Annotated in this window: 21 protein-coding genes; 3 read left to right on the plus strand and 18 right to left on the minus strand. The window is 37.1% G+C overall.

Going from position 1 to position 18,187, the window contains the following annotated elements:
* Positions 1–5 precede the first annotated feature (5 nt).
* The 8 genes from ACFSAH_RS17515 to ACFSAH_RS17550 form a co-directional block, all read right to left on the minus strand.
* On the minus strand, positions 6–503 hold the full coding sequence (locus tag ACFSAH_RS17515) for a T9SS type A sorting domain-containing protein (RefSeq protein WP_379664044.1): 498 nt from the start codon (positions 501–503) through the stop codon (positions 6–8).
* On the minus strand, positions 500–1,435 hold the full coding sequence (locus ACFSAH_RS17520) for a hypothetical protein (protein WP_379664045.1): 936 nt from the start codon (positions 1,433–1,435) through the stop codon (positions 500–502). Before ACFSAH_RS17520 ends, ACFSAH_RS17515 begins: the two co-directional genes overlap by 4 nt.
* 16 nt (positions 1,436–1,451) lie before the next feature.
* Positions 1,452–1,601 (minus strand): hypothetical protein, encoded by a 150-nt coding sequence (locus tag ACFSAH_RS17525; protein ID WP_379664046.1) that lies wholly within the window; start codon positions 1,599–1,601, stop codon positions 1,452–1,454.
* A gap of 70 nt (positions 1,602–1,671) precedes the next feature.
* On the minus strand, positions 1,672–2,223 hold the full coding sequence (locus ACFSAH_RS17530; RefSeq protein WP_379664047.1) for a hypothetical protein: 552 nt from the start codon (positions 2,221–2,223) through the stop codon (positions 1,672–1,674).
* Positions 2,224–2,347: 124 nt separating this feature from the next.
* A complete protein-coding gene (locus ACFSAH_RS17535) occupies positions 2,348–3,124 on the minus strand; it encodes a hypothetical protein (protein WP_379664048.1) in 777 nt (258 codons plus the stop codon).
* A gap of 5 nt (positions 3,125–3,129) precedes the next feature.
* Entirely contained in the window at positions 3,130–4,215 is a 1,086-nt protein-coding gene (locus ACFSAH_RS17540) for a hypothetical protein (RefSeq protein WP_379664049.1), read from the minus strand.
* Entirely contained in the window at positions 4,212–5,246 is a 1,035-nt protein-coding gene (locus ACFSAH_RS17545) for a hypothetical protein (RefSeq protein ID WP_379664050.1), read from the minus strand. Before ACFSAH_RS17545 ends, ACFSAH_RS17540 begins: the two co-directional genes overlap by 4 nt.
* On the minus strand, positions 5,243–6,076 hold the full coding sequence (locus ACFSAH_RS17550; protein ID WP_379664051.1) for a hypothetical protein: 834 nt from the start codon (positions 6,074–6,076) through the stop codon (positions 5,243–5,245). Before ACFSAH_RS17550 ends, ACFSAH_RS17545 begins: the two co-directional genes overlap by 4 nt.
* 926 nt (positions 6,077–7,002) lie before the next feature.
* On the opposite strand from ACFSAH_RS17550, the gene ACFSAH_RS17555 reads away from it, so the two are divergent.
* From ACFSAH_RS17555 to ACFSAH_RS17565, 3 genes are all read left to right on the plus strand, one after another.
* On the plus strand, positions 7,003–7,752 hold the full coding sequence (locus tag ACFSAH_RS17555; protein ID WP_379664052.1) for a hypothetical protein: 750 nt from the start codon (positions 7,003–7,005) through the stop codon (positions 7,750–7,752).
* Between the two features lie 224 nt (positions 7,753–7,976).
* Positions 7,977–8,153: a DUF6496 domain-containing protein gene (locus ACFSAH_RS17560; RefSeq protein ID WP_379664053.1), complete on the plus strand. Its 177-nt coding sequence runs from the start codon at positions 7,977–7,979 to the stop codon at positions 8,151–8,153.
* A gap of 84 nt (positions 8,154–8,237) precedes the next feature.
* Entirely contained in the window at positions 8,238–10,601 is a 2,364-nt protein-coding gene (locus tag ACFSAH_RS17565) for an ATP-binding protein (RefSeq protein ID WP_379664054.1), read from the plus strand.
* Positions 10,602–10,714: 113 nt separating this feature from the next.
* Here the strand turns inward: ACFSAH_RS17565 and atpG are convergent, their stop codons facing one another.
* From atpG to ACFSAH_RS17615, 10 genes are all read right to left on the minus strand, one after another.
* Entirely contained in the window at positions 10,715–11,602 is an 888-nt protein-coding gene (atpG, locus tag ACFSAH_RS17570) for an ATP synthase F1 subunit gamma (protein ID WP_379664055.1), read from the minus strand.
* 71 nt (positions 11,603–11,673) lie between these two features.
* Positions 11,674–13,248, minus strand: a complete 1,575-nt coding sequence (gene atpA / locus ACFSAH_RS17575) for a F0F1 ATP synthase subunit alpha (RefSeq protein WP_379664056.1) — start codon at positions 13,246–13,248, stop codon at positions 11,674–11,676.
* 50 nt (positions 13,249–13,298) lie between these two features.
* A complete protein-coding gene (atpH, locus tag ACFSAH_RS17580) occupies positions 13,299–13,832 on the minus strand; it encodes an ATP synthase F1 subunit delta (RefSeq protein WP_379664057.1) in 534 nt (177 codons plus the stop codon).
* Between the two features lie 84 nt (positions 13,833–13,916).
* A complete protein-coding gene (locus ACFSAH_RS17585; RefSeq protein WP_379664058.1) occupies positions 13,917–14,411 on the minus strand; it encodes a F0F1 ATP synthase subunit B in 495 nt (164 codons plus the stop codon).
* A 92-nt stretch (positions 14,412–14,503) separates the two neighbouring features.
* Complete coding sequence (gene atpE, locus ACFSAH_RS17590) at positions 14,504–14,719, minus strand: ATP synthase F0 subunit C (protein ID WP_013633540.1); 216 nt, start codon at positions 14,717–14,719, stop codon at positions 14,504–14,506.
* A 46-nt stretch (positions 14,720–14,765) separates the two neighbouring features.
* Positions 14,766–15,899: a F0F1 ATP synthase subunit A gene (atpB, locus tag ACFSAH_RS17595; protein ID WP_379664059.1), complete on the minus strand. Its 1,134-nt coding sequence runs from the start codon at positions 15,897–15,899 to the stop codon at positions 14,766–14,768.
* Between the two features lie 14 nt (positions 15,900–15,913).
* Positions 15,914–16,297 (minus strand): hypothetical protein, encoded by a 384-nt coding sequence (locus ACFSAH_RS17600; RefSeq protein WP_379664060.1) that lies wholly within the window; start codon positions 16,295–16,297, stop codon positions 15,914–15,916.
* A 259-nt stretch (positions 16,298–16,556) separates the two neighbouring features.
* A complete protein-coding gene (locus tag ACFSAH_RS17605) occupies positions 16,557–16,799 on the minus strand; it encodes an AtpZ/AtpI family protein (RefSeq protein WP_379664061.1) in 243 nt (80 codons plus the stop codon).
* Positions 16,786–17,181, minus strand: a complete 396-nt coding sequence (locus ACFSAH_RS17610; protein ID WP_379664062.1) for a bactofilin family protein — start codon at positions 17,179–17,181, stop codon at positions 16,786–16,788. The genes ACFSAH_RS17605 and ACFSAH_RS17610 overlap by 14 nt, the downstream gene beginning before the upstream one ends.
* A 3-nt stretch (positions 17,182–17,184) precedes the next feature.
* Entirely contained in the window at positions 17,185–18,042 is an 858-nt protein-coding gene (locus ACFSAH_RS17615; RefSeq protein WP_379664063.1) for a M23 family metallopeptidase, read from the minus strand.
* Between the last annotated feature and the right edge of the window lie 145 nt (positions 18,043–18,187).

An 18,187-nucleotide genomic window follows, 5' to 3' on the forward strand; every position in this document is an offset into this window, starting at 1 on the left:
CATGTTTAAGGTTTTACAATTTTCAAGGTTTCTCTTTTCCCGTTACTATAAGTCGCAACTAGAAGATATATACCTGCGGGAATATTAACAAAAGAAAGGTTAGTATATTGCTCTGCCGGAATTGGGCTATTCTCAAATAGCTTTGCGCCATTGACGCTAAATACAACTATGGTTTTAACAGAAACATCTTCGGGAGTAGTCCACTGTACTTTAAGATCTTCTTTTACCGGGTTAGGGCTTGCTGTCAAAAAATAACTTTTATGCCGATCGCCGCTCATCTCTTTTTCTTTATCCTTCAAAAGCGTGATATCTTCTTTTGGGATATTGGCTAACACCTTTGTTATACTGTTGTTTCCTCTGCAAGACACACATATCCATTCCCTTCTTTCCTGATTACCTGCAGCATCATAAGAAAAGATCAGTTTTTGGGCATTGCAAAATATCGGGCTGCCCAACAAGGCGATTAAAAACACAAATATTAATCTGTTCATTTTATTTTTCATGGTTTAGCTTTTAATTCATCAATTTTAAGAGAGAGCTCTTGTAGCGAAACTTCCATTTGATTCATCTTTACTTCTTTAGCTATAAGGTGCAACGTAAGTTCTTCTATTTTTTTCAGCAACTTCGCATTCATCTCTCCCAAAGAGACTCCATGCTCCTCCACTTCCTTAGCCGATGGTATGCCCGGCAGATGCTTATTGGTTTTGATAAAATGTTCGGTTTCTTTCAGATCTGGTAATTGGTAGCTCTCATCAAATACGTAATCAGGCCAGTTGGCTGTTTCCACCTTAATTTCTTTGGCTCTGATCTTGCCGTTAACAGAGAGTTTTTCCCCCGCTGCCATTTCCTTTGTTCCTATACCAAGAGAACCATTAAAAAAACTGGTAGCTGTCGAATTCAGATAGACAGGAGAAGTTAAAGCTATCCCATAAGTATTGACATAGCTATCTACTTCAGTTTTATAAGTTCTTAAAGGGCCATTCTCCTCCTGATAGGGGACCGGAAAACTAATTCCATCGTGAACTTCATACTCCAACTGAGCACTACAATTTAAATAATAAGTTATTTCTCCTCCCTTTAGCCAAATAATAATATTTAAAGATGCGTTTTGACCGGTAGCATCTTCCCAACCGGCAATAAAATCGACACTACTTTTAATATCAGTATCAATAAAGGTAGAACCATGTCCGTATTGGGAAACATGAAATGCAAATTTTGCAATCAGGGAACCTCGCCAGGAACTATTATAATGTACATTCGACCTTCCTATTTCTAATACCGTGGCTTTATTATAATTCCAGTTGTTATCTTTAAACAATACCGGGTAAAACTTATCTATATCCCCACCTACAGTAATAGCTGTATTTTGTGCATTAGTAGTTATAAAGATCAACATCAGTAAGCCCGAAAATAAGATACAAGTATATTTTTTCATATAATTTCTACTTTGATTACTTTTTATTTAATAGCAGCATTTGTTTGATATCCATGAGTTCTGCAGCCTGCTTTTCCAATTGCTGTTTTTGCTGATTATATTGCTTATCTTTTGCTATTAAATGCAGCGTCAACTCCTCTATCTTCTTTAACAGTTTCGCATTCATTTCCCCCAAAGAGACTCCATGCTCCTCCACTTCCTTAGCCGATGGTATCCCAGGTAAATGCTTATTTATCTTAATGAAGTTCTGTTTCTCTTAAATCAGGTAATTGGTCGCTCTCATCAAATACGTAATCCGGCCAGTTAGCGGTTTCCACTTTAATCTCTTTGGCTCTGATCTTGCCGTTAACTGATAATGTTTCCGTTGGGTTTTGAGTACCTATTCCTACTTTATCCAGAAAATAACCTGATCCTGTCAAAAAACCAGTCGCACCAACATTGGGACTTTGTTCGTTCCAGTTTCTTGTTCTCAGTATTCTGGTCCCGGGAATAACATCCACATATAAATCTCCTTGGGCAGCACCTGTTGGAGACCAGGAATAGAAATAGGCTATCCCATTATTAGCCAGACTAAAATTGTTACCTATTCTTGTTCCTCCGGTAAAATCACCACCATAATTTAGTGTTAATACATTACCATCGTCATGAACAAAAGCTCTCCCTCCGAAGCCTCTAGGCGGGTACCTAAAGATTACATCAGCACCACCATTAAAATAAAATTCCGGTGTCTGCGCATTCAAAAATAAAACGCTAAAAAAGCATGCTAAAAAGAGATAAAGTTGTTTCATTTTGATACTATTTTTTGTTTCAATTGTTGAATTTCTTTTTCCTGACTAATGAGATGCAATGTTAATTCTTCTATCTTTTTTAATAATAGGGCATTCATTTCACCTAAAGAAACACCATTTTCTTCTACAACTTTGGCAGATGCTTATTGGTTCTGATAAAATGTTCGGTTTCTTTCAGGTCTGGTAATTGGTAGCCCTCTTCAAACACATAACCAGGCCAGTTGGCGGTTTCTACCCTAATTTCTTTGGCTCTGATCTTGCCGTTAACAGAAAGCTTTTCCTGAGGTGCGGTAGTTCCTATACCTAAGTTACCGTTATGATTTAATACCATTTTTGCATTGCTCCAATCAGAAGAACCTATCTTACTAGTATGAAAATAGATAGCATGATTTTCTGTTGCCGCTGCACCTATTGACTGCCAATATCCAGCATAAATTTTCAGGTCATTTCCATAAGTCTTAATCAGACCGTCGTAATCATTTTCAATACCAAACTCCAGACTTGGATAATTTGCAACTGAACCAATCCTCAACCCAACAGTACCATTTGAACCTCCCGCACCAACATTTACGTTTAGCTTCGTCTCCGGATCAGCCGTCCCAACCCCTACTTTTCCATCAAAGTAGGTACGCATACTATGACCATCTATATCAAACACAGTTGCTCCATCAGATCGCTTCAGTAAAAGTGAAATAGAATTATTTGAATTATTGTATATATCGAAAAAGCCCTGACCACCACCATAAGCCTTTATTCTGCTTTTGAACAGGAAAACCGGATCAATCGAGATTCCATTATTGGTAGTATTACCTCTATCAGTAACAGTTTGCAAGGTTTCCTGTCCTGTTGCATTTGCGATACCTAAAAGTAAAATCAGGTGAAATAGTATGAATCCTTTCATAATGATTATTTAATAGTTTTAGGCAATTGCCCTTTTATTAACTCATTTTCTTTTTTCAATTCAATAACATACAAAGTCAACTCCTCTACCTTCTTCAACAGCTTTGCATTCATTTCTCCCAAAGAGACTCCATGCTCCTCCACTTCCTTAGCCGATGGTATGCCCGACAGATGCTTATTGATTTTGATAAACGATTCGGTTTCTTTCAGGTCTGGTAATTGGTAGTTCTCATCAAATACGTAATCCGGCCAATTGGCGGTTTCTACCTTAATTTCTTTGGCTCTGATCTTGCCGTTAACGGAGAGTTTTTCCTGAGGTGTGTTAGTACCTATCCCCGTATTTCCATTGTTATCCACAGTAATGCTATTATCCGAATTACCTTTACCAAAATGCATCCCAAGCCCAGAACTCCATACATAACCGTAAACCCCACTATTTCTGTAAAACCTGATTTCCTGATTATCAGACTTCAAGTTCATATGATCAGTCAGGAAACTTTCTCCATTATTGCCGATACTAAAAGCAGCTTTTCCCCCATAACTTATATTGTCAGAATCGGAACCCACCCAAAATGTCAACCGACTACCAAAATCATATCCTATCCCTGCCCATTTAAGATCATTACTATTAAATGTCAATACCGGATATACTGACTTTAAAGTCATTGTTCTATTCCATCCTGAATACATGGGTTCTCCTCCTGACACATAAAGCGGACTAGTCGGGCTTTGAGTACCTATCCCTACATTACCATTGGCATCCTGCACTAATAGCTTCTTCCATGATTCCCAATCGGGTGAATAACCTGACCTGAAGAATATCTCTCCATTATTAGAAAAAGCCAACTCGTGTGCCTTACCTCCAGAATTATCATTAATCCAGCCTCGAAGGCCTATTATTGTGTAATAAGGGTTGCTATCTACTTTCGGCAAACCGATAACTGTTCCATTTTTAAAATGCGGTTCAAATGATGCTTCATAAGACGAGGGAGTTGTGGCTATGTTTCTCGTATCCGGGATAGTTAAAGCAGATTGAGCATATACTTCCACTCCCAAAGCAATGGTCAATAAGATGAGTAAATTTTTTCTCATAAGCCTTCTAATTTTTCTATTCTTTTATTCAGTTCTATAATATGCAGCGTTAGCTCTTCCAGTTTTTGCAGAAGTTTTGCATTCATATCTGCAAGATTTAGCCCATCTTGTGCTACTTCTTTTGCAGAAGGTATTCCTTGCAAATGCTTATTAGTTTTGATGAATTTTTCTGTCTCTTTTAAACTTGGTAAATGATAGCTTTCCTCAAAGACATAATCTGGCCAGCTACTTTGTAATTTCACTTTAATTTCTTCTGCTATCATCTTATCCGCTACAGCTAACTTGTAGCCGTGGGAGTTATTACTTCCAATAGAAACGTTACCATAAAATTCGCTGTCCCCATTTGCCTTAAAAGAAGCCGTATTATTTATTTGCCCGTCATATCTGGTCCCTCCTATTACAAATTGCTGGGAGCTCAGGTTGTCATCGCCTAAATCCAGTCTTACTTTTCCTGTTCCGTTTCCTCCAGAATCATCATAATAAATAGAAGCGATGTCTCCCCCTCCGGCAAAATCAAGCCCACCATTTTGTACCTGAATTTTTTTTCCTCCTCCATTTAAAACAATATTTCTTCCTCCCCATACTAAATCCCCCCCTGTATTCATCCACAGAGATGCTCCATATTGGCCAGGAAAATGAAAAGCGATACCAGGGTTTGTCCCACGTGTTTCTATGGCTGCATTTTCCCAACTGAGGTTGCTATCATTTTTTTCTGCAACTAATCGATCTTGAAAAAAGCTGGTTCCAAACACCCCAAATTTATAGCCATTCGCTATTCCTCCAATACCTACATTCCCACCTGCATCATTAAGTATCAAGTCTCTCCCTCCATTATGACCATAGCCTCCAATTCTGGCATAATTTGCCATTCCTCCAATAAATGTATAGCCTGTCCCATCTGGAAAATTAAACTGTATTTCTCTTCCATTTGAAGTAGAGTTTCCTCTGTCAGTTACGGTTTGCAGAGTTTCCTGACTATAAGTTTTCGCCGATGAGAAAAACAATAAAGCAGCTAATACATAATTTTTCATTGTCTCAAACCTTTAAGTTCATCTAATTCCTCTTTCATTTGAATCATATGCAGGGTTAACTCTTCTATCTTTTTAAGCAGAAGCATATTCAGCTCCCCTAATACAATCCCATTTTTTTCTATTTCTTTTCCTGAGGGAATTTCAGGCAGATGATTGTTCTTATCTACAAATTCTTTCACTTCATATAAACTGGCAAGTTTATAGTCTTTACTGAATACATAATCGGGAACCGGTATATTGATATCCACCTTAATTTCTTTGGCATGTATCTTTCCGTTAACCGTCAGTTTCTCATCCGGATTTCGCGTTCCTATCCCAACATTACCGTTACTACCGGCCGTTGCCATAAAAGAAAAACCATGAATTGGGTCTATAAAAAATTGAGAATATTCCTGTACATCAATTTGTTTCTGAGATTGCATTCTCAATACAGGATTTACTCCAGCCTGTTCTATATATCCACCGGCGGAATCTTGCCCCGACCATATATAACTAGTTTGGTTACCCCATCGTATCACCCCATTCCTTTCCAGCATAACTTTTGACCAAAGGGTGTTCGGACTATTTTGAGTTTTTCTGAAATACAAATCCTGATTGAAAAAGCTACCAGCAAATTGCATGGCAAAATTGTTAGAAGTATTGCTATGCCTTACATCTAACAAATGCCACCAATTGGAATCATCAACAGGGTAATTCAATGGCTGCGAAGTTTCAAAAAACCCAGACATAGCTCCTTCGCTTCCTTGCAAGCCTGCATTGTCCCTGGTTTGTGTCTGTGCAAAAAGTTGATTAACGTAAAGGAGAATTACAAATGGTAAAAGTTTTTTCATATTAAACAAGAATGATTCAATACAAAAATACGCACTTAATAACCAACAAAACAAAATCACTAAACATTATATAAATTATTTACCCATAAATAAATAAGAAAACTCAAACAAAAGCCCACAAGAAATAATCTCCATAATAAAACAACTATTTAAACATTTTACTTTAACAGACCCCATATTTTATTAACTATATCTTATTATCCCCCCCCGTCAGATACTAATCAACAGTTTTATTAAAATAATATTTATCATTATCCTGGCGTTTCAATGTTATTTAGAATTGAGGTTTACTCGATTCTATATCGATAGCACTAAAGAGCCTTCGTTATTGGCCTCGGGTTACCACAGTGTAACTACAAAAATATCTTGAAACTCAAATTCCCTTACACCAACTTGCTTCGAGACCGCTTCGGGAAAACCAACTTCTATCTAAAAAACGCGATAGCGTTATCATATCGTTCCCGAACCAATCCCCTTGAGTCTTCCAACGCATGACTTAAATGCTTTTTGAAAACCCAGGACTCTGTCCGAAATATTCGTCTTTCTTTGATTCAATGTTATTACCGCCTGCAGGAGACCGAGCCTATTTTCATTAACGCTTTTTCTACCAGACACACCCGAGACAGATTCGAGACAAACTCGACATTAACAGCATCTTCCTTCGAGATTCTTTGGGTGTTCTTCGGGAAGTATTCGGCAAAAAAGCGATTTTTGAAGGCATTTCCCGAAGAACTATCGAACAAGTATAGGGTCAGGGGCGAGCCAATTATGGCACAGGGTCGAACCAAGTATATAACATAAACGGAGTTTTGCGAACTTTCACAGACTTTAGCGGACTTTGATGGACTTTAGGTAGTGATTTTCAGGGAAATAATCCCTATATTCATTAGGAAAACCAATTTAACCAATAATACCTTAAAATAAAAATGAAAGATAAAAAAGGCAAAAAACCTACTGCTCCTTATTCGCTATCTCCAAACAGCATCAAGGCTAACAACGAGTTTGCTGAAGCCAACAGGGTATTTTCTTTACTATACAAACGGTTTCAACAGGTAATGTCGCTTCATTGGGATCCTAAAAAACTGAACCGGCTGAGGAGGTTGATACTGGAAATTATAAGAACTGCACCAGTAGAACAAACCGGTAATCGTAAATTATGGGATGGCGATTTTAAGAAACTGGAAGGCTTTCAGTTAAATACTAAAAATACAGCTACCAATGTTTTCAGGGCTTTAATAACTACGAGTATTGACCCCAACAAGGGATTAAGCTTCTATATTCCTCCATTTAAATACGATGTCGCTTTTACCAAAACCCATCCCAATACTACGGCTGCAGAGGTCAGGTTGTTTATGTTTTCCTTCGATATTGTCAATAAGGTTTCATCTGGAGGAAGTATCCTGTTAATAAACCAGCGTCACGGGGAAGACCTGGAGAAAGAATACACCTTTAACCTCCCATTGGATAACAACAGGTTAACCTTAATCATCAGAAAAGTATCGTTTAAATCAGGCTCTGACCATACCGATATTCTGGACAGGCAATATATTGACGCCACCCTTACACATGCCATTTACTTAAAAGATGGTCAATTGGTAACTTTTGTTCCCGAACCTAAAGAGCCTCTTGTCCAAAAGATTGAAACTCCTGTTGGAGTATGGGAAGACCTTGGCTAGAAACCACTCTACGCCTTCAATTGTATACCTCTGCTACTTTGTACCATCCTTTTTGTATGGTAACCTGGTATAGATGTTCTATGTCTGTAAAGCTGTTTAATCAAACAAAAAACTGTAAGTTTTGCTTTTGCTTAGCTCTATTCTAAATAAGAATGGCAAGGTTTTAGCGACTATCTTATTAGCACCTGCTTATTGTTTTATTCATCATCATAAACTATACGCTTATGAAAAAGTACTCAAAAAAAGCACAGGAAAAAATTGCCGGGGTTATGGAAGAGTTTAAAGAAGGTAAGCTAAAATCAGGCTCCGGGAGCAAGGTAACGGACAGGAAGCAGGCTATTGCAATTGGGATATCAGAGGCCCGGGCAGAGGGGTTAAAAGTCCCTAAAAAGAAGAAATAGGCTTAGTAAAAAGCGGGAAAATTGTAAATAATATTTTTCTTAAAAGAACTATCTTTATAAAATCCTAAAGATTTTATAAAGATAATGCTTAAAAAGCTAGGCCCTTGGTTTCTTATTTTATTCTTCTGCTGTTCATTCACCTCCGCTTTTTCATACAATGACTCTGAGGTATATGCTCAAAAGGGAATTCTTGATTTACGTAAAGAGGATTTTTCCAACAACCTTAAAATAAAAGGGCAATGGCTTTTTTACTGGAACAAGCTCGTTGATTCGGTTGATTCCTTTCCTTCAGGAGGTTATTTAGTAGATTTTCCGTTAAGATGGACCAGTTTTAAAATCAAGGACAGGACATTTCCCAGTTTTGGGTACGCTACTTACATGGTCAGACTTCTTTTGCCTAACGATAGTGCCGCTTATACTATTCTTGTTCCACCAACATATTCTTCGTATAAACTTTTCATCAATAACCACTTAGTAGCTAAAAGTGGAGAAGTTACCCGCTCTCCGGCAGGCTTTGTACCGCACTTTCAAACCAAGCTTGTTGATCTGACATCCACTAAAGACACCCTGCTTCTGACCTTACAGGTAGCTAATTACACACATAGCAAAGGGGGCACCATGGACCCACTACTCATAGGCCTGACCGACCATATAGAACTAAAAAAAAGTAGAAACGATGCCATTCTCCTTACCTTAACCGGATGTCTTATTATGGGGGGACTTTTCTTCCTTGCTTTGTTTTTAGTGGGGAGAAGGGATCATGCGATACTCTTTTTTGCGCTTTTTTCTATTCTATATAGCTATAGGATAATAGGGACTGAAAGCTATCCGCTACATTCTTTATTCCCGGATTTGAGCTGGTTTCTGGCTATTCGTCTGGAATATCTCAGCCTTTTTTTAAGCATTGGGTTATTTACGTTATATAACAGATTTCTTTTCCCTCTTGATGTTAACAAGTACATCGTTCGTACGGTTGTTGCTGTCTGCATTTCTTTTTCTTTGGCTTCGGTGTTTCTGTCGCCATTTATTTTCACACAATTAATTACTCCATTTTTAATTGTGTCTGTGTTTTGCCTCACTTATACCCCTTACGTTTACTTATTAGCCTATAAAAGAAAAAGACCCGGATCTATTTATACCATAAGTAGTACTTTAGTTTTATTATTAATTTTTTCTCTGACCATTTTACGTTACTGGAGAATTATTGACCATTATCAGGTTCTCAGTTTCTTCGGTTATATCAGCATATTCTTTTTACAGTCGCTTGCCCTTTCGCACAGGGTATCTTTTGTCTTAAAAAGTGCAAAAAGAGAAGCCGAAACGGGATTAATTGCCAAAAGCGAGTTTTTAAGTACAATGAGTCACGAAATCCGTACGCCTTTAAACTCGGTCATAGGGGTAACTCATCTCTTACTAAAAAACAATCCCCGTAAAGATCAGAAAGAACAACTTGACGTGATGCTATTTTCGGCAAATAATCTACTCGCCATCGTTAATGATATCCTCGACTACAGCAAGATAGAGGCCGGGAAGATCTCTTTTGAGAATATTGAAATGGATATTGCCAAACTTGCACATAACCTAATGAGTGCTCAAGGCTCATTTGCTGATGACAAAGGAATAGATCTCCGCCTTTCTTTAGATAAAGCGCTAAGCCTTCATCTAAAGGGAGATCCTACAAGACTGCATCAGGTACTTAGTAACTTGCTTCATAATGCTTTAAAATTCACTCAAAAAGGCTTTGTAGAACTGGGCATTGAAGTTAAAAACACGAATAAGAATACCCAGACTTTATATTTCTATGTTAAAGACTCTGGAATTGGTATTTCCAGGGAAAAGCAAGATATAATATTTGACAGGTTTACGCAGGCAGATTCCTCTACATCCAGAAGTTTTGGAGGAACGGGATTGGGCTTAGCTATATGCAAAAGAATACTCGAATTGCAACATGCTGAACTGGGCCTGGACAGTGAAGAAAACAAAGGGTCTACCTTTTTCTTTACCCAGACTTTTGAAAAAGCTGCAGTCTCTGAAAAGAGCTTGTCCGCAACTCAAAATATATTTGATAAACAACAGGATCTGGAAGGTGTTCACGTATTACTGGTTGAGGATAATATTATGAATGTATATATAGCCAAGGCTTTTCTGGAAAAATGGGGTGCCATAATAGACGTAGCTACAAATGGTAAAGAAAGCTTAGAGAAATTGGATGTTGATAAGCATCAGTTAATATTGATGGATTTGCACATGCCTGTAATGGATGGCTATGAAGCGACCAAACACATGAGAAAGATGGGGGTAAAACTTCCTATTATTGCTTTAACTGCAAACCTGCCTGCTGATGTAGAATATGAACTTAAGAGCGCTGAAATGGATGATATTGTGGTGAAGCCTTTTCTACCGGAAGAGCTGCAGAATAAGGTCTTAAAATATATCCGTAAAAAATAGGGGAAGGTTAGATGAAAAGAGGCTATCTAAAAAAGTTATTGTCATCCTGAACGAATCGAAATGACCGTGTTCTTTTAGGTTTAGCTAGCCTCTTTTATTATATAAAACTCGTATTATCCGTTAGACAATGCTGCTGCACCACTAACAATTTCTGATAATTCTGTTGTAATTGCTGCCTGACGGGCCTGGTTATACGAAAGTTTTAAAGCTTTCAATAATTCTCCTGCGTTGTCGGTAGCTTTATCCATCGCTGTCATACGCGCACCATGTTCTGAGGCATGTGAATCAAGGACGGCTTTATACAGTTGTAATTTGATGTTTTTAGGTATCAGATTTTCAACTATTTCTTCTTTAGATGGCTCTAAAATGTACTCTACACCAGTAGAAGTATTGTCTTCTTCTACCTTTTCTGCTTTGGGTACAGGCAATAACTGCTCTACTGTTAAAAATTGTACAGCTGCGTTTTTAAACTGGTTGTAAACCACTTCTACGCTATCGTATTTACCTTCTACAAAACCTTGCATAATAGATTCTGTAATAACAGAAACATTGTCAAAGTTAAGGTTAGTGTAAAGATCATTATTATTACCTATTACATTATAATCACGTTTTTCGTAATAATCCTGAGCTTTCTTACCTATTGCTATAATATGAAGATTACCGCTTTGTTTATAAGCATCGTATTTTTCAGAAATAAGGTTATTAGTGGCTTTTAACACGTTTGTGTTAAAAGCACCTGCTAAACCTCTGTTAGAAGTAACTACAACCAACAGCACATTCTTTACTTCACGTTCTTGAGTATATACAGAAACACCATCTTCTAAAGAAGCAGAAAGATTTTTTAAAATCTCTTTTAGTTTGTTGGCATACGGACGCAATTGAATGATGGCATTTGTTGCCCTCTTCAATTTAGCCGCAGATACCATTTTCATTGCTTTGGTAATCTGTTGTGTGGAAGATACCGATGCAATTCTTATTCTAACTTCTTTTAAATTTGCCATTTTTATATAGTAGAAAGTTAAAAGTTAAAGGTAAAAAGCTTTAAACGCTATACCTTTAACTTTCAACTCTATTAATATTTTGCCGAAATTTCTTTAGCTACTGTTTCCAGAACTCCTGTTAAGCTATCATCAAATTTACCAGCTTTTAATGCTGCCAATACTTCTGGATGACGTTGCTCTAATTGAGTAACAAATTCATCTTCGAATTGGTTGATTTTATCTACAGGAACATTTCTCATTAAATTTTTAGTACCTGCGTAAATAATAGCAACTTGTTTCTCTACAGAAACCGGAGAGAATTGGCCTTGCTTTAAGATTTGTACGTTACGCGCACCTTTATCTAATACTAATTTAGTAGAAGCATCTAAGTCTGAACCAAATTTAGAGAACGCCTCTAGCTCACGGTATTGTGCCTGGTCTAATTTTAAAGTACCAGCAACTTTCTTCATTGATTTAATTTGAGCATTACCACCTACACGTGATACAGAAATACCTACGTTGATAGCTGGACGAATACCCGCGTTAAATAAGTTAGATTCTAAGAATATCTGACCGTCTGTAATAGAGATTACGTTGGTTGGGATATACGCAGAAACGTCACCTGCTTGTGTTTCAATGATAGGAAGAGCTGTTAAAGAACCACCTCCTTTTACCAGATGCTTGATAGATGCTGGCAAGTCGTTCATTTGTTGAGCGATAGAGTCGTTCGAGTTAACTTTAGCTGCTCTTTCTAATAAACGGCTGTGTAGGTAGAATACGTCTCCCGGATAAGCCTCACGACCTGGAGGACGTTTTAACAACAATGATACCTCACGGTAAGCTACAGCTTGTTTAGATAAATCGTCATAGATAATCAAAGCTGGTCTACCTGTATCACGGAAATACTCACCAATTGCAGCACCTGCAAACGGAGCGTAGAATTGCATTGGAGCAGGATCTGCAGCTGTAGCGGAAACTACTACTGTATAAGCCATAGCACCGTTTTCTTCTAAAGTTTTAACAACGTTAGCTACTGTACTTGCTTTTTGACCTACTGCAACATATATACAGAATACAGGTTGTCCTGCATCATAAAATTCTTTCTGGTTGATGATAGTATCGATACAAACGGCAGATTTACCTGTTTGACGGTCACCGATAACCAACTCACGCTGACCACGACCAATTGGAATCATTGCGTCGATAGCTTTGATACCTGTTTGTAGAGGCTCGGTTACTGGCTGACGGTAGATAACACCCGGAGCTTTACGCTCTAACGGCATTTCATAAGTTTCACCAGCGATAGGTCCTTTACCGTCTATTGGCTGACCTAATGTATTAACAACACGACCTAACATGCCTTCACCTACTTTTATAGATGCAATTCTGTTAGTACGTTTTATAGTATCACCTTCTTTAATCTCATCAGAAGGTCCCAACAATACAACCCCAACGTTATCTTCTTCAAGATTCAGTACTATACCTTGTAAACCAGTTTCAAATTCAACTAGTTCTCCAGCTTGTACTTTGGTTAAACCATAAACACGAGCAATACCGTCACCTACCTGAAGTACGGTACCTACCTCTTCTAATTCTGTTTCTGACTTAAATCCCGACAATTGCTGACGTAGAATCGCCGAAACTTCATCTGGTCTTACCTCTACCATTTTTATTTATTTAGCTTTTTTATTTAATCTATTATTACAATAACTCTTTGTTATGAAAATGCCTGTTTCAGCTGGTTCAACTTGTTAGAAATACTTGCATCAAATTGTCTGTCGCCAATAGTTAATACAAGCCCGCCTATTAAGTTTTCATCAACACTGGTATTCAATATTACCTCGCCTCCTATAATAGCTTTCACTTTGTTAATGATGTCTATTTTAGATGCTTCTGTTAACGGTATAGCTGTTACTACTTTTACCGTATTAATATTGTTATGGATATTATACTGGTTAATAAACTCTTTTGCAGCACCTGGTAATACATCTGCTCTTCCTTTGTTTACCATAATATCAAAAAATGCTAATGTTTCATTTTGCATTTTTCCTTCGAAAAGAGCTCTTAATATACTTCTTTTTTTATCTAAGGTGATAATAGGGTTTTTAACCACAGAAGCGAATTCACTATTGGCGCGAAGTGTATCTACAAAAAGCTGCATATCATCTTTCACTCCTTTTTCTATCTTTTTTTCGATAGCCAGGTCTAAAAGTGACTTTGCGTATCTTGATGCTACTTTAATTTCTGACATATTCTCAAAAGTTTAAAGTTAAAAGTTAGAAGCTCAAAGGCTGTTTTTGCCTGCTACTTTTCACTTTCAACCCTGTACTTTAAACTAGTTTAATTTAATATCTTTTAACAAACCTTCAACAACTTGTTCTTGTTTGGCTTTATCTGAAAACTCTTGACGAAGAACTTTCTCTGCAATTTCCAATGATAGGTTTGCCACCTGAGATTTAACCTCGGCAAGTGCTGCTAACTTCTGGTTGTTGATTTCTATCTTAGCTGCTTCAATTAATTTAGCACCTTCAACCTGAGCTTGTGTTTTAGCTTCGTTAACGATTTTATCTTTTAGCTCTTTGGCTTCTTTAAGAATTTCGTCACGCTCTGCTCTTGCTTCTTTTAACAAAGCTTCGTTCTCGTTAGATAAACGGGCCATTTCCTGTTTTGCCAGTTCGGCTTTGTTTAAAGCATCTTCTATAGAGCTCTCACGTTCTTTAATTGCTGAAAGAACTGGTTTCCATGCTGCTTTTCTTAATATAATTAATAATAACAAGAAGGAAACAAGTGTCCAAAAAACTAAACCTATACTCGGAGTTATTAATTCCATAAATTTTTATATGATAATGTAATTAAAGTTTCACTTAACAAAGTCGGAGAATGGGCCAATCGCACCATTCCCGACTTAAGTTCTTCTGTTGCTTATGCAGGATTGTTTCCTAAAAGAGCAACTACCACACCGAATAACGCAACACCCTCGATAAGAGCTGCAGCGATAATCATAGCAGTTTGAATTTTTGAAGCAGCCTCTGGTTGACGAGCAATACCTTCCATTGCTTTGCTACCAACATTTCCGATACCTATACCAGCACCGATTACTGCTAAACCTGCACCAATTGCAGCGATTGAACCTACCATAACTGTTTTAATTTATTATATATATATTTAAACAAAAAGTTTCTAATTAATGATGATGCTCTTCTACAGCTGTACCAATAAATAAAGCTGCTAACATGGTAAAGATGAAGGCTTGTAAAAATGCCACCAACAACTCTAACACCGACATAAACAACACAAACGCTACAGATACCGGAGCAATTGCTACTGTTTTAAAGATAAATATTAAAGAGACTAAGCTTAAGATAATAATGTGTCCTGCTGTAATGTTAGCAAAAAGACGTACCATTAATGCAAACGGCTTTGAAAAAATACCGATAATCTCTACTGCCCACATAATTGGCAACAACCAAAATGGCACATCTGGTTTAAAGATATGGCTCCAGTAATATTTATTTCCATTGATATTTACAACTACCAATACAATACCTGCTAAAACTAAAGTAACTGCAATATTTCCGGTTACGTTGGCACTTCCCGGGAAAATAGGAATCAAACCTAGCAGGTTATTGAACCAGATAAAGAAGAAGATAGTTAGTAACAGGGGCATAAATTTCTCGTATTTATAACCAATGTTAGGACGGGCTATATCATCTCTTACAAATAAGATAATAGGCTCTAACCAGGACTGCAATCCTTTTGGAGCTTTACCAACTCTTTTCTTATATGAACCGGCTACTGAAAGGAATACCACTAATATTAACAGAACTGCTATCAGCATACCTGCTACGTTTTTGGTTATAGAAAAGTCTAATACTTTTGCAGAAGCGGCTTCATCTACCTGTCCGTCTTCTCCTATTACTTTAATGTGTTCGTTTTGATTAAGGTAAGTATAATATTTTCCCTGATAGGCTACAGCATGATGATGCTCGTCCATCAGATTTGATGATGAGAAAACCTCAAATCCTTTATCTGTATATAATATTACCGGCAAAGGTAAGGAGGTATGCCCCCATAAATGCCAGCTATGTGCGTCGCTAATATGCTCAAGAATAGTAACTGTAGGGTCAAACTTCTCTTCCGCGGCCTCGTGTGCTTCATGCCCTGCAACAGCCGCCACATTTTGTACTGTATCTTGTGCTTCTGAAATAGTGTCTTGCTCTTGAAAAGCAAAGGTCTTAAATGACAAAAAAGCTAAGAAAAGAGCAAAAACTGCCTTTAGTCTGAATTTTTTGTGATTTGAAATGTGGCTTAAATCCATTGATTCCGTGTTTTTTACTTTTTAATTTGGTGGCGCAAGTTAATTAACAAACAATAGATTTCAAAGACCGTAAATAAGAAATAAGCAGAAAAAAAATTTACTACAAAAATTATAGGGTCTACTTTAAACTTATTGATGTAAAAAAGCGCCAGTAACATACTCATTAATAATCTGATAACAATCCCCCCCATGGTCATTAAGACCTGTCCCTCTCCTCCATTTCTAATCCCGTACCACGAAACCAGATAAACCACCACACTAATTCCCGCCATAAAACCAAATATCACCCAATATTTGGGAATGAAATACTCGTTCAATCCTAAAACATCTTTCAGGAACCAGCTTATTGTTATTAAAAACAATGTATAAGCTGCAAAATAAAGGAAGAACTTATTCAAACTCAAAACTTTACCCCTGATTGGACTCTTTATATTTCAGGCGGCAAAGATAATGAATATTTTCATCAGATTTTACACAAATCTCAATTTATGGATGTTATAATTTCCAAAGGTATGCGAGAGATAATTTAAGGGAGGTTAAGCTGAATAAATGGATTTAATTTGGTTGCATACGGACTTCTGCTGTTATGAAAAATCAGCTCCTGCTGAAGCAACCAGAATAGTGAAAGATAAAGCTCCTACGGATGACTGATATAAATCAGGATTTTAAACTTTTGATAACGGTATAAAGTGATGTGGCAACGCCTACAAGACTTAACAATGCTGTGACAATTAAAGTCTGGTGCCCTCTGGATTGATCTATTTTATATCCTACGAAAGCAAAAAAGCCAATAATACCTATCATCTGAAAAGCTAATGCCGAATATTTAACATAGCTATTTGCAGAATCAAGCAACTGCTTTTTTTTGTCTTTGGGTTTATTTTCTTCATTTGGTTCCATGCATCAAAAATTTAGGTTGTTTATCTTCTTCGCTTCCCATTTTGCAAAAACCATTAAAATCGGCTCCATTTTCAATAACCAGTTTATCTGATGAAATGTTTCCATTTACTTTTGCTGTGGCCTTAATAAACAGGTTTTCTTTAATGATAACATCACCATTAATTGTACCCGCTATTTCCGCAGATTGCGAAACTATATTACCGGTTACTTCTCCTGTCTCGCCCAAAACTACTTTGGCATCTGAGGATACATTACCCGCAATTTTCCCATCAATACGTATGTCTCCTGCTGTAAGCAGATCTCCATTAATTTGGGTGCCCGCACCTAGTATATTTATGGTTGCCTGTTTTAATCCTTCCTGCTGATTTTTTTTCTGAAACATGCCTTAAAAAGTTATATAGTTTTCCGGGTTTACTGCATTCCCGTTTATCCATAATTCAAAATGCAAATGGGGCCCGGTTGTATATTCCCCTGTATTGCCTACCACTGCAATAACCTCTCCTGCTCTTACAAAGGTCCCTGTTTTCTTTAACAATGCCGAACAATGTTTATAAAAAGACAACAGGTTATCTCTATGTTGTATAGCTATCACGTTCCCTGTTTCGGGCGTAAATGAAGAAAAAACCACTGTACCATCTAAAACAGCTTTGATGTTTTCGTTTTTTCTTGCGGCTATATCTACTCCAAAATGCCTTATATTCTGGTCAAAACTTTCCGTTACTCTTCCTTTTATAGGACTAAAGAAGGCAAAGGATGCGCTTCCTTTTTTTTCTTTATCTAAATTGGCTTCGCTAAGGTCAAACTGGCTTTCCGATTCAATCAACTTTCTCAGCTCTTGCTCTTCTTTAGAAATTTTAGTATTCAACAGGGTTCTTTCCAGGGTATCCCCGCTCTTTTTTTGGATATCTGAATCCAGATTTCCGGATATAACTTTTTTTAGATTATCCAGATAAAGTGCGTTGGCCGTGGCTAATTGTTCTAAAGAATCTACTTTCAAATGGGCGTCTATAATATCTCTTTTTGAATTTACATCAGAAACTCCTATTAAATATTCCTTTAAAGGTGTTACTTTTATTACCAGAACAGTAAAAAAAATCATCGCCATGGAAAAAGCGGCTGTACCAATAATCAGGTACCATAAAGATGCTTTAAATGATATTTTTTCTTCAAAAGTGGTATCATTTAAAACAACCAGCTTATATTTTTCTTTTAATCTGGTGACGAGTTTTTTTCTTTTACTCATTCTTGTTCAGAATTATTTAGCTTATTGATATATTTATTTCGGAGTTGTTTAAACTTTTGGCTGTTAAAAAATGATTCCCAATAAATTTCCAGTTTTGTGTTGCTAAATCATAAAACGCGGAGTCAAGTTGGGAATCATCGATAAA

Source organism: Pseudopedobacter beijingensis (assembly GCF_042678145.1).
Classification (GTDB): Bacteria; Bacteroidota; Bacteroidia; order Sphingobacteriales; family Sphingobacteriaceae; genus Pseudopedobacter; species Pseudopedobacter beijingensis.

Excerpts from the sequence above, each read along its gene's own strand:
- atpB (WP_379664059.1), bottom strand. The coding sequence starts at position 15,899 with ATGGATTTAAGCCACATTTCAAATCACAAAAAATTCAGACTAAAGGCA.
- ACFSAH_RS17610 (WP_379664062.1), bottom strand. The coding sequence starts at position 17,181 with ATGTTTCAGAAAAAAAATCAGCAGGAAGGATTAAAACAGGCAACCATA.
- atpA (WP_379664056.1), bottom strand. The coding sequence starts at position 13,248 with ATGGTAGAGGTAAGACCAGATGAAGTTTCGGCGATTCTACGTCAGCAA.
- ACFSAH_RS17615 (WP_379664063.1), bottom strand. The coding sequence starts at position 18,042 with ATGAGTAAAAGAAAAAAACTCGTCACCAGATTAAAAGAAAAATATAAG.
- ACFSAH_RS17530 (WP_379664047.1), bottom strand. The coding sequence starts at position 2,223 with ATGAAACAACTTTATCTCTTTTTAGCATGCTTTTTTAGCGTTTTATTT.
- ACFSAH_RS17555 (WP_379664052.1), top strand. The coding sequence starts at position 7,003 with ATGAAAGATAAAAAAGGCAAAAAACCTACTGCTCCTTATTCGCTATCT.
- ACFSAH_RS17520 (WP_379664045.1), bottom strand. The coding sequence starts at position 1,435 with ATGAAAAAATATACTTGTATCTTATTTTCGGGCTTACTGATGTTGATC.
- ACFSAH_RS17515 (WP_379664044.1), bottom strand. The coding sequence starts at position 503 with ATGAAAAATAAAATGAACAGATTAATATTTGTGTTTTTAATCGCCTTG.
- ACFSAH_RS17565 (WP_379664054.1), top strand. The coding sequence starts at position 8,238 with ATGCTTAAAAAGCTAGGCCCTTGGTTTCTTATTTTATTCTTCTGCTGT.
- ACFSAH_RS17585 (WP_379664058.1), bottom strand. The coding sequence starts at position 14,411 with ATGGAATTAATAACTCCGAGTATAGGTTTAGTTTTTTGGACACTTGTT.
- ACFSAH_RS17605 (WP_379664061.1), bottom strand. The coding sequence starts at position 16,799 with ATGGAACCAAATGAAGAAAATAAACCCAAAGACAAAAAAAAGCAGTTG.
- atpE (WP_013633540.1), bottom strand. The coding sequence starts at position 14,719 with ATGGTAGGTTCAATCGCTGCAATTGGTGCAGGTTTAGCAGTAATCGGT.
- ACFSAH_RS17525 (WP_379664046.1), bottom strand. The coding sequence starts at position 1,601 with ATGAATGCGAAACTGTTAAAGAAGATAGAGGAGTTGACGCTGCATTTA.
- ACFSAH_RS17550 (WP_379664051.1), bottom strand. The coding sequence starts at position 6,076 with ATGAAAAAACTTTTACCATTTGTAATTCTCCTTTACGTTAATCAACTT.
- ACFSAH_RS17560 (WP_379664053.1), top strand. The coding sequence starts at position 7,977 with ATGAAAAAGTACTCAAAAAAAGCACAGGAAAAAATTGCCGGGGTTATG.
- atpH (WP_379664057.1), bottom strand. The coding sequence starts at position 13,832 with ATGTCAGAAATTAAAGTAGCATCAAGATACGCAAAGTCACTTTTAGAC.
- atpG (WP_379664055.1), bottom strand. The coding sequence starts at position 11,602 with ATGGCAAATTTAAAAGAAGTTAGAATAAGAATTGCATCGGTATCTTCC.
- ACFSAH_RS17540 (WP_379664049.1), bottom strand. The coding sequence starts at position 4,215 with ATGAGAAAAAATTTACTCATCTTATTGACCATTGCTTTGGGAGTGGAA.
- ACFSAH_RS17545 (WP_379664050.1), bottom strand. The coding sequence starts at position 5,246 with ATGAAAAATTATGTATTAGCTGCTTTATTGTTTTTCTCATCGGCGAAA.
- ACFSAH_RS17535 (WP_379664048.1), bottom strand. The coding sequence starts at position 3,124 with ATGAAAGGATTCATACTATTTCACCTGATTTTACTTTTAGGTATCGCA.